Here is a 13,921-nt window from a genome sequence, read left to right as displayed (position 1 = left end):
CTTGTTCACCGCGAACCCCAAGGACTTTGACGGCCTGGAACGGCTCGTGAACGTGGTCGCCGTGACGCGACCTTACGGCGCGACGGGTTAGCCTCAGGGGCGGAATGTAGTGATCGACAGCCTCGTCAGGTAGGGGGTCACTTGACGGTCTCCCTGAAAAGCGCTTCTTCGCGCATCGACCCAGATCCCTTGAAGGGGGTAACCGCGTGATGCAGCTCCATCACTTGCGGCGGGGTGTTCGAGTAAGCGGTCAGCAGGTCCACAGCTCACATTACGGCCTGACCGAAGCATGTTTTCGGTCAGGCCGTTCTGCTTTCTTCGCTGGCCGCTGCCCGGCCAGAGCTGTTCACATCGATGTTCACCGCGAGAAATAGCGAGGGACGTGGCTGAGTGGGGTTCCGGTGCGGCGACCGGGCGGTCCTCATCCGGTTCGGCGGCGCGTAGCTCGGCCGGACCCGGACGGAGATCGGCGCGACGTCCCCAGTCCCTGGCGAGCGGTCAGGACGTTTGCTTCGGTGGCGAGAGTCTCTGGAGGAAGTCGGCGACCGCGGAGGCGATCAGCTCGGGCGCCTGGAGGTGCAGGAGGTGGGTCGCGCCGGGGATGTCGGCGTCCGTGCACCGGGCGAAGCGCTGATGTAGAAGTTGGCGGCTCTCCTTGAAGAAGGGCCCGCTGTGGGTCCCGATCACCGACAGCAGCGGGGTTCGTACGGCGGCTGCGCGTGTCGGGTCCAGCGTCCAGGTGGTGAGGGACGGCGCCTCGGCCCGGTAGAAGAGTTCGGTGTCACGGACCGCCAGGTCATAGGCGTCGGGTCCGGCGGTTGCGAGCAGCTTCCGCCAGTCGGGACCTCCGAGGCCGGCGAATGTCGTGCTCGCGGCGCCGGCCATGTCACCGGCGGCGTACAGGCTCATGACCGGTTCCATACCGGCCATGAACGCCTGGGCGCCAGGCACCTCGGTCAGGATCGGTTCGAGGAGCGCCAGGCTTCGCACGCGGCCGGGCGCCGACAGCGCGGTCTCAAGTGCGATCACGGCGCCGTAGGAGTAGCCCAGCACGTGTGTGGACGGCAGGCCGAGTGCGTCGAGCAGACCGAGGGCGTCGGCGGCCTGCTGCTGGACGCTGATCGGCCAGCCTCGTCCGCCGGTCCCGGCCATCCCGCGCCGGTGGTAGCGCACGACCTCGTGGGACGGGCCCTCGACGGCCAACGCGGCTGCCAGCGGCGCGAGCCCCGTGGCGAGGTTGGATCCGTGGATGAGCAGCAGCGGTTCACCTTGACCGATGACCTCGTGCTCGATCTCGATGTCGTTGACGTGCGCTGTGCTCATGACGCCTCCTCGAAGTGGCTTGATCATGCGATGTACCGCCGGCGCCCACCGCACGTCGCTGTGGCGGGCGGCTTGCGCCAGGCGGGTCATCGATCATCGCGTCTGTCACTCGCCGGGGAGCTTGGCGGCGATGACGTCGATGTGCTCGATGGAAGGCGACCCGGCGAACAGCTCAGCGGCCGCCGGCCCGCGCAGCGTCTTGCCGTTGGCCTCCAGGTGAGCCTGACGGTCGGCCTCGTCGACGAAGGCGTCGAAGATCCCGAACGTTGTGGGTCCGAGGCGCAGTGCGAACCAGGCGACCGCCAGCCCCTCCTCCCGTACGTGATCCACGGCTGACTTCAGCATGGCCTCGACCTCCGGCACCTTGTCCGGCTTGGCCTCGACGCGGATGAGCAGTCCCACGGTGACCATCTGTGCTCCCGTCACTTCTGTAATGATCGCTAGATAAGTAAGCTACGGCACATCTCTAACGATCGCTATAGAATCGGGGCATGAAAACGGGACGGCCGCGGTCGTTCGACCGAGACGAGGCTCTTGAGGGTGCCATCGCCGTATTCTGGGAGCACGGCTACGACGCGACCTCGATCGCGCTGCTCACCGGGGCGCTCGGCCTCGGCGCGCCCAGCCTGTACGCTGCCTTCGGCGACAAGCGAGCCCTGTTCCTGGCGGCGCTCGACCGCTACATCCGCACCTACGGCGCCTTCACCGAACGCGCGCTGGCCGAGGAGCCGAACGCCCGCGACGCCGTCCAACGTCTGCTGCACGAGGCGGCCGCCGCCTACACCAGGCCCGAGCGCCCGCCCGGCTGCCTCCTGATCACCGCGGCGACCAACTGTTCCCCGCAGTCGGCCGACATCGCGGCCCGGCTGCGCGAACTCCGCGCGGCGGGCGCCCACGCGCTCGAAGCCAAGATCGCCGCCGCTGTGTGGGCGGGAGAACTCCCCGCCCACACCGACGCTCATGCCCTCGCGACTTTCTACACAGCGGTCCTCCAAGGCATGTCCGCCCAAGCTCGCGACGGCGCCGCAAGGACCGATCTGGAGCAGATCGCCGAGGCGGCCCTCCATGCCTGGCCGTCAGCCGCCGGCCAGGGGGCCTGACGATGGGTGTGTCCCCCGTGACGTACTTCCCTGCCTACCGCTTGGGCTGGATCCCTCGCCTCCCTTCGGCGCACATCGCAGAGATGCTCGATTGCAGTGCCGTGACCTGGTCGTTTGTGTTCGAGTAAGCGGTAAGCAGGTCCACTGTTGATCACGATGCGGCGGCACCCGATGCGGGTGCCGCCGTTTTCGCGTCAAAGGGCTTCATCGGGGCGCTTCGCGCTTGAGGGCTTCAGGCGCTGTCTCCAGTCGCGCCGTAGCCGCGACCCCTGAGGGGCCTCCGCTTCGCTCCGGGCGTTTGTCTTTGGCGCGGGCTTCGCCCGCCCGTCCCTATTGACTGATCGAGCAGTCCAGGAGTCCAGCACTGGGTCGTTGATCATGGGTGATCCATGTAGGAAGGCTCGATGGTTAGAGGTTCAGGCGATGCACCTCCAATTGGTAGCGGTGTGGAGCGCCACGATTACTGAGCCTGAGGTGGCAGTGGGCTGGTTTCCGCAGGCCACAGGGCCGGGAGATGGCTGTCATGAAAGCTGAGGCCGCTTGCTCTACGCCTGTGATGCACCCGACACTACGCATAGATGGGTGATAACTTTCATCTATGCGTAGTCAGTCGCCTCCCTTGCTGCCGATCTTCCGGTCGCGCCATCAAGCGGAGCTGCTCACTCTGCTGTACCTCCACCCCGACCAGGAGCGCACCGTGACAGAGCTCGCCGAGCATGTCGGGGTGCCGCTGACGACGATGCAACGGGAAGTAACGCGCCTGCAACAGGCCGGCGTGTTGAGTGGACGCAAGGTGGGCAGGGCTCACCTGATCCGGGCCATGGTGCCTGGCCGCTACGCCAGGCCGCTTACAGAGCTTCTGACGCTGGCGTTCGGGCCGCACCTTTTCGTCGAGCAGGAATTCGCCGCACTCCCCGACACGGACGCCGTTGCGATATTCGGCTCCTGGGCCAGCCGATACCTCGGCGAGCCCGGTGCTCCTCCGAACGACATCGATGTCATGATCATTGGCCGTCCGTCTCGAGCCGATGTGTACGAGGCCGCTGAGCGAGTGGAAAGGCAACTGGGGATCCAGGTCAACCCCGTTCTCATCACTCGTGATCGTTGGACGCAGGCCGCCGATCCCCTTATCGAGCAAATCCAGTCGTCACCGGTGGTCTGGATCAAGGAATTTCCCAAGGAGGCCGAGTGAGACGCTGGAGCCGGGGCGAAGCGTCGGTGGAGCGTCTTCTAGCAGAGGGGCGACTCCAGAAGATCACGGGTGCGGCCGCGGAGGGCACTGACTGGGCGGAACGCGCTCAGCGCACTCTGCGAACCGCCTGCGGGATTGCCGACGACCCCGACAGCACTTTCCTCCTTTCCTACGACGCCGCTCGGCACGCCTGTACGGCGGTGCCGGCCCATCAAGGTCTTCGGCCTACCACCGCAGGCGGGCACTACGTCGTGGAGGAAGTGCTGCGAGCCCAGTTCGGTGAGGTCTTCAAAGACTTCGGCGCGCTGCGTCGGCGCCGCAACGAGATCGAGTATCCGATACGCCCCGGCGACGATGTGGAAGCGATCGAGGCTGAGGAGGCGAGCGCCACAGCCGAACGACTGATTGAGTCAGCGCGCAAACTCATCCCCAACTTGTCCCTCTTCTGATTCGTCTACCAGGGCGCCCAGTCACATGGGTATGGGACGTCAGAGGCCGTCGGCTCTAGGAGTAACTGTTCGTCGCCGCGAGCATCCACTTCGACGATCTGCGCTGGGAGGCCTGCTCGTACCCCTGCTCGCGGGCCTGAAGCGCACGGTGGCCGGCAAGGTCATCCTGGCCGGCGACTGACGATCGGAGGCGTTCCGCTTGGCTCGCCGGAACCCTCGCGCGGCGGGTGACGGGGGCCGGGCTGAGCCGCCCGGCCCCCGTCACCGCACGGCTCACAAGCCCAGGTCGGCGCGCCATCACGCGCCTGCCTTATCGGCGCGATGCCGTGGCGAAAGGGCGGTGATAGCCGGTCGGGCGAGGCTCGGTCCGAGCTTAGAACCTGACGCCACCGCCGAAAGCGCATCAGCGTTCGCCGCGACGACAAGGAGAGACCATGCAGACCCTGACCCCCGAGGGCGCCGCGACCACCCTGCTCGAGGCCGGCAACCGGCCGCCCGCGACCGTACGGGACGACGTGGTCGAGGAGCTGGACACGCTGCTGTCCAAGCACCTGGCCACCCGCGCGGACGCGGTGGAGAAGGCCGCGGTGCAGTATTCACGCGAGCACTACGCGCGGATGACCGGGCTGCTGCCCGACGAGATGGTACGCCGCCTCCAGGAGGAGACGACCATGTTGACGGCGGCCAACACCCGCCGCATCGACATCCGCGTGGCCGTGACCGGCAACACGCCGCGGCGGCTGGGCAGCCTGCCGAACTCGCTGTTCGCCTCGCACAGCACGCTGTTCACCGCGCTCTACCACGTGCCGGCGTTCCGCGGGCTGCTCGGCGACATCGCCGGGGCCCCGGTTTTCGACTGCACCTACCCGGACGAGCAGATCACCGGCACCCACCAGACCCAGGTGGGCGACACGCACGGCTGGCACTGGGGCGACCACGAGTTCGCCTGGATCTTCATCTCCCAGGCGCCCGCCCCCGAGCACGGCGGCCTGCTCCAGTGCGTGCCGCACACGCCGTGGAACAAGCAGGACCCGGCCGTGAACCGGTGCCTGACGCGGGGCCCGATCCGTACGTACCACCACGAGAGCGGTGAGTCGTACTTCTTCAAGACCGACACCACGCTGCACCGCACGATGCCCATCCAGACGGACGGCATCACCCGCTCGATCGTGAACCTGACCTACTCCGGCGTCTCCGACCTGCTGACCGAGAAGACCTACGAGACCACCGACGCCGTCTACCTCGACTGATCATCCCATCGCCGCCCGGTCCGGGCGGGAGGCCCGCCGCCTCCCGCCCGGACCGTCGCCGTTTCGGCAGTCCCATATCCGCAGACATGTCGAGGAAAATGGGATATATACGAGAGAGCATCCAATAACAGGGTATAGGGGTGCCCATGCACATTCGGATCCTGGGGCCATTAGAGGTACTGGCAGAGGGTCGCCGAATACCACTCACTGGAGCACGTCCGCAAGTCATTCTGGCGATGCTCGCCCTGGAGCCGAACCGGGTCATCTCCATGGACCGCCTGCTGGACGCCATCTGGGAAGATGAGCCGCCGAGCACGGCCAGGGTGCAGATCCACATATGCGTCTCGGGGCTTCGCCGGACATTTTCCGCATTGGGATTGACCGACGTCATCAGCACCAGACCGCCGGGCTATATCTTGAATATTCCTGTGGAGAATATTGACGCCCATCAGTTCGAAGAATTCATCGCGAAGTCGTATTCCCTGGTCGAGGCCGGAAAACCACAGGAGGCGGTGACCGAGCTGCAGTCCGCGCTCGGCCTCTGGTACGGCACCGCGCTCGACGGCCTCCAGGGCCGGATCATCCGCGGCGGCGCGCTGCAGCTCCAGGAGCGCCGCCTGGCCGCCGTCGAGGAGTGGCTGCGCCTGGAGCTGTCGCTCGGCCGCCACGCCAACCTCATCGGCGACCTCACCGTCCTGGTCCGCGACCACCCGCTCAGGGAGCGCCTCTACGCCCACCTCATGGTCGCCCTCTACCGGTCCGGACGGCAGGCCGAGGCGCTGGAGACGTACCGTATGGCCCGCGCGACGCTGGTCGAGGAGCTGGGCATCGAGCCCGGCGACGAACTGCGCCGGCTGGAGCAGGCCATCCTGCGCGGTGACGGCGACATCGGCGACGAGGCGGTCGCCGAGCAGTCGGCCGCCGCGCCCCGCGACACGCCCACGGCGGCCGTCCAGGTCATCCCGCGCCAGCTGCCCGCCGCGATCGGTGACTTCACCGGGCGCACCGGCGCGTTCGCCGACATCGTGGACACCCTGACCGGCCCGGACGGCGGCGAGGCGTCGGGTACGGTGCCGACCATCGTCATCAGCGGCCGGGGCGGCGTCGGCAAGACCACCCTGGCCGTGCAGGTGGCCCACGACGTGCGCGAGCACTTCCCCGACGGGCAGCTGTTCGCCGACCTGCGCGGCGGCAGCGGCCGGCCCGCGTCCGCGCTGGAGATTCTGGAACGCTTCCTGCGCGGCCTGGGCGTGGACGGCTCCGCCATCCCCGACACCCTCGACGAGCGGGCCGAGATATACCGCAGCCGGCTCGGCGAGCGGCGCATGCTGGTGCTGCTCGACAACGTGATGAGCGAGTCGCAGGTGACGCCGCTGCTGCCGGGCAGCTCCGGCTGCGCCGTGGTGGTCACCAGCCGCACTCGGCTGACCGGCCTGCCCGGCGCCCGCCGCATCGAGCTGGGCGTCCTGGAGAGCGGCCGGGCCGTCACCCTGCTGGAGCGCATCCTCGGCGAGCAGCGGGTCCGGGACGAGCCCGAGCAGGCCGCCGCCCTCGCCGAGCTGTGCGGGCACCTGCCGCTGGCCGTCCGCATCGCCGGGGCCAAACTCGCCTCCCGTCCGCATTGGCAGCTGGGCCGGCTCGCCGACCGGCTGCGCGACGAGAACCGCCGGCTCGACGAGCTGGAGCACGGCGACCTCGGCATCCGGGCCAGCATCGAGGTCAGCTACCAGGGCCTGCCCGGCCCGGCCAAGCGGCTGCTGCGCCTGCTGTCGCTGCTGGAGACCCCGGACTTCCCCGGCTGGGTGGGCGCCTGCCTGCTCGACGAGGATCCGGCCGAGGCCGAGGACCTGCTGGAGGAGCTGGTCGACGCCCAGCTCGTGGACGCCGGCGCCGGCCCGGCCAAGAGCGCGCCCCGCTACCGCTTCCACGACCTCATCAGGACCTTCGCCCGCGACCGGGCGCTGGCCGAGGACAGCGCGGCGGACCGCACCGCGAGCCTGCGCCGCGCCCTGTCGGCCTGGCTCGCGCTGGCCAAGGAGGCGCACCGCCGCGAGTACGGCGGCGACTACACCATCCTGCACAGCGGCGAGGCCCGCTGGTCGCCGCCGCCCGCGCTGCTCGAACGGCTCTCGCCACACCCGATGAACTGGCTGGACGGCGAGCGCGCCGCCCTGGTCGCGGGCGTCCGGCAGGCCGCGCAGCTCGGGTTCGACGAGCTCTGCTGGGACCTGGCACTGGCCGCCGAGACACTGTTCGAGGCCAGGAGCTACTTCGACGACTGGCGCTCCACCACCGAACTGGCGCTCGGCGTGGTGCGCAGGAAGGCCAACCCGCGCGGCGTGGCCGCCATGCTGTACTCCCTGGGCAGCCTGCGCATCTTCCAGCTTGAGCCGGACGCCGCCCTGGAGGCGCTCGAACCCGCGCTACGGCTGTTCAAGGAGCAGAACGAGCCGCACGGGTGGGCGCTGGTGCTGCGCAACCTCGCCTACGTCGACTCGCTGCGCGGCGACACCGAGCAGGCCATCCGCCGGTACGGCGAGGCGCTGGAGGTCTTCAAGCTCGTCGGGGACCGCACCAGCGAGGCCCACGTGCTGAGCAACCTGGCGCGATCCCTGCTCGACGGCGGCGAGTACGCCGCGGCGGAGACGTACCTGGAGCGGGCCTTGAAGATCGCCAGGGACGTGGGCAGCCGCCGCTCGGAGGCGCAGGTGCTCTACCGGCTGGGCGAGAGCGCCCTGCGGCAGGGCCAGATCGACCGGGCCGGCCGGTCGTTCACGCTGGCGCTGCGCATCGTCAGGGACGGCGCCGACCACATCGGCGAGGCGTACATGCTGTACGGCCTCGGCCAGGTCTACGTCCGCGAGGGCCGTCACGACCAGGCGCACATGACCCTGGAGCAGTCGCTGGCCCTGGCCGTGCGGGTGGGGGAGCGGCTGGTCGAGGGCCGGGTCCGGCACGAGCTGGGCGAGCTGGCGCTGGCGCGCGGCAGGTTCGGGGAGGCGGCCGGGCGGCTGGGCGAGGCGGTGGAGGTCTTCCGCAGCCTTGGCCTGCCGCCGTTCGAGGCCCGGGCGCTGGTCGGGCTGGCCGAGGCGAGCGATGGGCTGGCCTCGGCGGAGGGGGCGCACGCGGCGGAGGACGCCGCTCGCGCCGCCTGGGCGCTGCTGGCCGGCCTGGACTCGGTCGAGGCCGACGGACTGCGCGACCGGCTGGCGTTGCGCCAGCCGGTCAGGAGTCGCGCCTAGGGCGGCGGAGCAGTTTCAGGAGTCGTGCTTGAGGCGGCGGAGCAGGTCAGGAGTCGCGCCTGAGGCGGCGGAGCAGGTCGAGGCAGGGTGCCGTCATCACGGTGGAGACCAGCGTCATGAACACCAGCATGGTGAACACGGTCGGGCTGATCACGCCCATGGACATCCCGATGTTCAGCACCACCAGCTCGGTCAGCCCCCGGCAGTTCATCAGTACGCCCAGCGACAGCGAGTCACGCCAGCCGATGCCCGAGACGCGGGCGGCCGTCGTCGAGCCGCCGGCCTTGGCCAGCACCGCGACCGCGGTGATGAGCAGGCACCACGCCCACAGCCGCCCGTCGGCGCCGAGCAGCCCGAACTCGGTGTGCAGGCCGGTGTAGACGAAGAACAGCGGCAGTAGCAGCGTCACCGTGAGACCGTGCAGCTGCCCGGCGGCTCGCCGCACCGGCAGGGACCCGCGCGGCATGATCGCGCCGAACAGGAAGGCGCCGAAGATCGAGTGGATCCCGATCGCGTCGGTGGCCAGTGCCGACAGCATCAGGCCGGCCAGCGCCACCGGCAGCACGGCCGCCTCGGGCAGCAGGCCGCCGGGACCGAGCAGCCGGCGCAGCAGCGGCCGGACCCCGAACGCCATCACCGCGAAGAAGCCCACCGACATCCCCGCCGTGACCAGCGCGACGTCCGCGGCGGCGCTGCGGGTGACCGCGACCACGGCGGCCAGCACGCACCAGGCCGTGACGTCGTCCACGGCCGCGCAGGTCAGCGACATCACGCCGACCGGTGTACGGCTCATGCCCCGGTCGGACAGGATCCTGGCCAGCACCGGGAACGCGGTGATGCTCATCGAGATGCCGAAGAACAGCGTGAACGCCAGCTGCCCGACCCCGCCGGAACCGAGCACCGGATACAGCGCGAGCGCCAGCAGCACCCCGCACAGGAACGGCACCACGATGCTGACGTGGCTGATCACCGCGGCGGTGTAGCTGCGCTGCCGGACCAGGTCGAGGTCGAGCTCGTAGCCGACGAGGAACATGAAGAAGATCAGGCCGACCTGCGACAGCGTGGACAGCGTCGAGACCAGGCCGGGCGGGAACAGGGTGGCGTACCCGGCGGGCCACAGGGCGCCCAGCACGGACGGGCCGAGCAGCACACCGGCGATGATCTCGCCGATGACGGGGGGCTGCGCGAGCCGCCGGAACAGGCGGCCGCACAGGTGGCAGGCGGCCAGGATCACCGGTATGGCGATCAGCAGCCTGGGGAAGACGTCGGGGACGCTGGGGGTGGCCGGCCCGCCGGCCGGCCGCCCCGTGGCGGAGAGGCCGTGCCGGAGGGTGAACCAGATGAGGGCGACGGGTACCACGACCAGCGCCAGGTAGACAGCGATCATCCGCAGTGATCGCGGACGGACGATCGGGGAGGTCAGCTCCGGCCCGTCGTCGATTCGCACGGACATGTCGGCTCCGATGAGTGACGAGGTACGGGGGGATGAGCTAGGGCGTCAGGAGTGGGTCGGGTCCCAGCCCCAGTGGGTGTTGACGTCGTCGCCGGGGCCGACGGCGACCACGTGGCCGGCCGGCGCGGTGTGCGTCCCGGCGGTGAGTACGACGGCCGGCAGCGCGAGGGAGGCAGCGATGAGGGCGGGGGTGATCAGCCGCTTGAGCATGACGCCTGCTTTCGTGGTCTCGAAGATCTGCTCTGCCCCATACTCAATCGGCACGGGCTTTCTTCGCACTAAGCGCTCGCTAAGTCCGCCCGCTTAGCGGCGTGAAGCCCGCCCGATAGGCGGCCTTCGCAGACTTACCGGCGTGAACAACGACGCCACCGCACTCTGGTACCTCACCGAGGAAGAGACCAGGTGGGCCTGCCAGCGCCTCGACCCGGTCAAGATCGTGCGTGAGGCCCTCGTCCTGCAGGCCGAGGGGAAGACCACCTTGCCGGCCGAGGCCTACCTCGGCTGGACCAGCCCCTCCGGCGCGGCCGCCCGCAGCTTGAACATGCCCGGCTACGTCGGGGGCCCGTTCGAGATGGCCGGCACGAAGATCATCAATGGCTGCCTGGACAACCCTGAACGCGGGCTGCCCCGCGCCAGCGGCCTGACCATGCTCTTCGACCGCCAGACCGCGCGCATCCGCTGCGTCATGGCCTCCGCCCACATCAGCGCCCTCAGGACCGCGGGCGTGACCGTGGCCAGCGCCCAGGCGCTGCTGCCGCAGAAGGTCATCACCGTCGGCGTCATCGGCGCCGGCGCCATCGCCCGCACGCACATCGAACTGCTGGCCCGATCCCTGCCCGGCACCGCCGCCATCGTGCTGCATGACCAGGATCCAGGCCGGGCCGCCGCCCTCGCCGACGGGGTGGAAGCCCTGCTGCGCGCGTACGGCATCCGCATCTCCCTGGCCGACACGGCCCGCGAGGCCGTGCTCGGCGCCGACCTGGTCATCCCCGCCACCACGACCACCCAGGGCTACATCGCCTACGACTGGCTCAGCAAGGGCTGCGTCGTGGTGAACGTCTCCCTCGACGACGTCCTGCCCGACGTGGTGGTCGAGGCGGGCACCCTGCTGGTCGACGACTGGGCCCTGGTCCGCGACGACGAGCACCGCCTGCTCGGCCGCATGCATCGGGCCGGGCGCGTGGTCGGCCCCGGCGAGCACGCGGGCGCCGGCGTCCGCCGCGTGGACGCCGAGCTGGGCGAGGTGTTCGCCGGCCGGCACCCGGGCCGCTACCACCCCGACGACGTCATCCTGGTCAACCCCTTCGGCCTGGCGATCGAGGACATCGCGCTGGCCACGGAGGTGTACCGGATCGCGATGCGCGAGGGCCGCGGCATCCCGCTGCCCCGATGAACCACCCCCAACCCGACAGAACCGATGGGAGACCGATCATGAGCAACGACGAGACCGACGACGGCCGCACCTACCGCGTCGTGCTGAACGACGAGGAGCAGTACTCGATCTGGCCCGCCGGCAAGGAGCTGCCCGCCGGCTGGTACGCCGAGGGCGTCGAGGGCGCCCGCGACACCTGCCTGGCCCACATCGGCCAGGTGTGGACCGACATGCGCCCCAAGAGCCTGCGCGAGCGCATGGCGGCCACCGCCGCTACTGCCACCGCCACAGCCGGCGACGCGATCGCGTGAGGAGGCCGTCGTCATGTCCGTCAGACACCTGATCTCCATGGCCGGCCTCGGGTCCGGCGACGTGCGCCGGATCGTCGAGCGCGCCGCGTGGTACGGCTCCGGGCACCACCGCTGCGACCGGCCGCTGTCCGGCCGCACGGTCGGCGTCTACTTCCGCCGCACCTCCACCAGGACCCGCACCGCCTTCTCCCGCGCCGCGCAGCTGCTCGGCGCCGACATCATCGCCTACGGCCCCGCCGACCTGCAGGAGAACACCGGCGAGTCGGTGGCCGACACCACCCGCGTGCTGTCCGGCATGCTCGACGCCCTGGTGGCCAGGACCGCCGGCAGTGACGCGGAGATGCGCGCGTTCGCCGCCCAGGACCGGATGGCCGTGATCAACGCCATGAGCGCCGGCGAGCACCCCACCCAGGCGCTGGCCGACCTGGCCACCATCCACCGCCGCTTCGGCAGCGTGGACGGGCTGCGGCTGACCTACATCGGCGAGGGCAACAACACCGCCGCCGCGCTCGTCCTCGCGCTCGCCCACTACGGCAGCATCGAGCTGCACCTGCGCACCCCGCCCGGCTACGGCCTGGACCCCGAGGTGCTGGCGGCGGGCCGGCGCGGCATCGAGGCGCGCGGCGGCTTCCTCGCCGTCGAGCACGACATGACCACGCCGATGAAGCCGTGCGACATCGTCTACACCACCCGTTGGCAGACGACCGGCACGACCAAGCCCGACCCTGACTGGCGAAGTGTGTTCGCGCCGTTCCGGGTGACGGCCGAGGTGATGGCCGCCCACCCGCAGGGGATCTTCATGCACGACCTGCCCGCCCACCGCGGCGAGGAGGTCGACGCCGAGGTGCTCGACGGGTCCGACAGCATCGCGTTCGAGCAGGCTGAGGGGAAGCTGGCCGGCGCGCTGGCGGTGCTCGAATGGTGCCTGCTGGGACCGGACCGGTGAGCGCCGCCCCGCTGCGCGGCAACCGCTCCTACCGGCTGCTCTGGGTCGGCGGCGCCGCCTCCGCGCTCGGCTCGCACGCCTCGGCCATCGCCATGCCGATGCTCGTGCTGGCCCTCGGCGGCTCCGCCACCGAGGCGGGCGTCGTCGGGTTCGCCGCCGGACTGCCGTACCTGCTGGCGCAGCTGCCCGCCGGCGTCCTGGTGGACCGGCTCGACCGGCGGGCCGTGATGGTCTTCTGCGACGTAGGCCGGTTCCTGGCGCTGGGCAGCATCGTGATCGCGCTCACCGTCGGCCGGCCGCCGCTGGCCCAGCTCGTCGTGGTCGCGTTCGTCGAAGGCGTGCTCACCGTCGGCCACCAGCTCGCCGAGCAGGCCGCCATCCGGCACGTCGTGTCCCAGGAACAGCTGCCCGAGGCGCTGTCGGCTAACGAGGCCCGGATCCGTGGCGCGCTGCTGCTCGGCCAGCCCGTCGGGGGCGCGCTGTTCGGGTTCGCACGATGGCTGCCGTTCGCGTTCGACCTGGTCACGTACCTGGTCTCGATCGTGACGTCGCTGGCGTTGCGCGGCACCTTCCGCGCCGCCCCGGCAGCGGGGGAGCCCGCGCCGAACCCGCTGGCCGAGCTGCGCGCCGGGATCGCCTGGCTGTGGCGGCAGCCGTTCCTGCGCTCGGCCGTGCTCGCCATCGCGGCCAGCAACCTGCTGTTCCAGAGCCTCAACCTGATCGTCATCGTGGCCGCCACCGGCGACGGGGCCTCACCCGGCGCGATCGGGCTGCTGTTCCTGGGCGCGGGCGTCGGTGGCGTCGCCGGGTCGCTCGCCGCCCCCAAGATCACCCGCCTGTTGTCCATGAAGACCGTCGTCATCGGCGCGAACTGGCTGTGGGCCGCCCTCATGCCGCTCATCGCCGTCGTCGACGGGCCGCTCGCGCTCGGGCTGACGTTCGGCGTGCTGTGCTTCGTCGGGCCCGTGTGGAACGTCGCCGTCGCCGCGTACCAGCTGCGGATCACGCCGGAGCACCTGCTCGGCCGGGTCGGCAGCGCCATCGGGACACTCGCCTTCGGCGTGCTGCCCCTGGGGTCACTGCTGGCCGGATGGCTGCTCGACGGCATCGGCGTCACCGGCGCCGCGCTCACCCTCGCGGGTGTCATGGCCGTCGTCGCGGCCGTCGTCACCCTCACCCCCGCCATCCGCCGGGCCCCCGAACTGGACGCCGGCCCGGAATCTGGCCCGGAACCCGTTCCCGACCGCTCGCTGCAGCCGAGCGGTGACCTCGAGAGGTAAGAC

Annotated in this window: 14 protein-coding genes; 9 read left to right on the top strand and 5 right to left on the bottom strand. The window is 70.3% G+C overall.

Annotation, left to right across the window (positions count from 1 at the left end; translation table 11 throughout):
- Positions 1-137 precede the first annotated feature (137 nt).
- From AB0J16_RS58905 to AB0J16_RS58895, 3 genes are all read right to left on the bottom strand, one after another.
- Complete coding sequence (locus AB0J16_RS58905) at positions 138-263, bottom strand: hypothetical protein (RefSeq protein WP_358557950.1); 126 nt, start codon at positions 261-263, stop codon at positions 138-140.
- A gap of 235 nt (positions 264-498) precedes the next feature.
- A complete protein-coding gene (locus AB0J16_RS58900) occupies positions 499-1,323 on the bottom strand; it encodes an alpha/beta hydrolase (RefSeq protein WP_358557947.1) in 825 nt (274 codons plus the stop codon).
- A 105-nt stretch (positions 1,324-1,428) separates the two neighbouring features.
- Positions 1,429-1,749 (bottom strand): antibiotic biosynthesis monooxygenase, encoded by a 321-nt coding sequence (locus tag AB0J16_RS58895; RefSeq protein WP_358557944.1) that lies wholly within the window; start codon positions 1,747-1,749, stop codon positions 1,429-1,431.
- 65 nt (positions 1,750-1,814) lie between these two features.
- Between AB0J16_RS58895 and AB0J16_RS58890 the strand changes: the two genes are divergently transcribed.
- From AB0J16_RS58890 to AB0J16_RS58870, 5 genes are all read left to right on the top strand, one after another.
- Positions 1,815-2,423, top strand: coding sequence for a TetR/AcrR family transcriptional regulator (locus AB0J16_RS58890; RefSeq protein WP_358557942.1), 609 nt, complete (start codon positions 1,815-1,817; stop codon positions 2,421-2,423).
- A gap of 598 nt (positions 2,424-3,021) precedes the next feature.
- Entirely contained in the window at positions 3,022-3,615 is a 594-nt protein-coding gene (locus AB0J16_RS58885) for a winged helix-turn-helix domain-containing protein (RefSeq protein ID WP_358557939.1), read from the top strand.
- The gene (locus tag AB0J16_RS58880) at positions 3,612-4,064 is read left to right on the top strand and encodes a hypothetical protein (protein ID WP_358557936.1); all 453 of its coding nucleotides are present in this window, start codon (positions 3,612-3,614) and stop codon (positions 4,062-4,064) included. The genes AB0J16_RS58885 and AB0J16_RS58880 overlap by 4 nt, the downstream gene beginning before the upstream one ends.
- 434 nt (positions 4,065-4,498) lie before the next feature.
- Positions 4,499-5,314, top strand: a complete 816-nt coding sequence (locus tag AB0J16_RS58875; RefSeq protein WP_358557933.1) for a hypothetical protein — start codon at positions 4,499-4,501, stop codon at positions 5,312-5,314.
- A 146-nt stretch (positions 5,315-5,460) separates the two neighbouring features.
- Positions 5,461-8,556, top strand: coding sequence for a BTAD domain-containing putative transcriptional regulator (locus tag AB0J16_RS58870; RefSeq protein WP_358557931.1), 3,096 nt, complete (start codon positions 5,461-5,463; stop codon positions 8,554-8,556).
- A gap of 46 nt (positions 8,557-8,602) precedes the next feature.
- On the opposite strand, the gene AB0J16_RS58865 is transcribed toward AB0J16_RS58870, so the two are convergent.
- Positions 8,603-10,009, bottom strand: a complete 1,407-nt coding sequence (locus tag AB0J16_RS58865; RefSeq protein ID WP_358557928.1) for a cation:proton antiporter — start codon at positions 10,007-10,009, stop codon at positions 8,603-8,605.
- 45 nt (positions 10,010-10,054) lie between these two features.
- Entirely contained in the window at positions 10,055-10,273 is a 219-nt protein-coding gene (locus tag AB0J16_RS58860) for a hypothetical protein (protein ID WP_358557925.1), read from the bottom strand.
- 88 nt (positions 10,274-10,361) lie between these two features.
- Here AB0J16_RS58860 and AB0J16_RS58855 point away from each other — a divergent pair, with 88 nt between their 5' ends.
- The 4 genes from AB0J16_RS58855 to AB0J16_RS58840 are packed head-to-tail and all read left to right on the top strand — an operon-like array spanning position 10,362 to position 13,918.
- Positions 10,362-11,402: an ornithine cyclodeaminase family protein gene (locus AB0J16_RS58855; RefSeq protein WP_358557922.1), complete on the top strand. Its 1,041-nt coding sequence runs from the start codon at positions 10,362-10,364 to the stop codon at positions 11,400-11,402.
- A gap of 38 nt (positions 11,403-11,440) precedes the next feature.
- Entirely contained in the window at positions 11,441-11,692 is a 252-nt protein-coding gene (locus AB0J16_RS58850) for an MbtH family NRPS accessory protein (RefSeq protein WP_358557919.1), read from the top strand.
- A 13-nt stretch (positions 11,693-11,705) separates the two neighbouring features.
- Positions 11,706-12,638, top strand: a complete 933-nt coding sequence (locus tag AB0J16_RS58845) for an ornithine carbamoyltransferase (protein ID WP_358557917.1) — start codon at positions 11,706-11,708, stop codon at positions 12,636-12,638.
- Positions 12,635-13,918, top strand: a complete 1,284-nt coding sequence (locus tag AB0J16_RS58840; protein WP_358557914.1) for an MFS transporter — start codon at positions 12,635-12,637, stop codon at positions 13,916-13,918. The genes AB0J16_RS58845 and AB0J16_RS58840 overlap by 4 nt, the downstream gene beginning before the upstream one ends.
- Positions 13,919-13,921: the final 3 nt, after the last annotated feature.

The sequence above is a fragment of the Nonomuraea sp. NPDC049750 genome, assembly GCF_040659625.1.
Classification (GTDB): Bacteria; Actinomycetota; Actinomycetes; order Streptosporangiales; family Streptosporangiaceae; genus Nonomuraea.
This window is presented reverse-complemented; position numbering and strand designations above follow the sequence as displayed.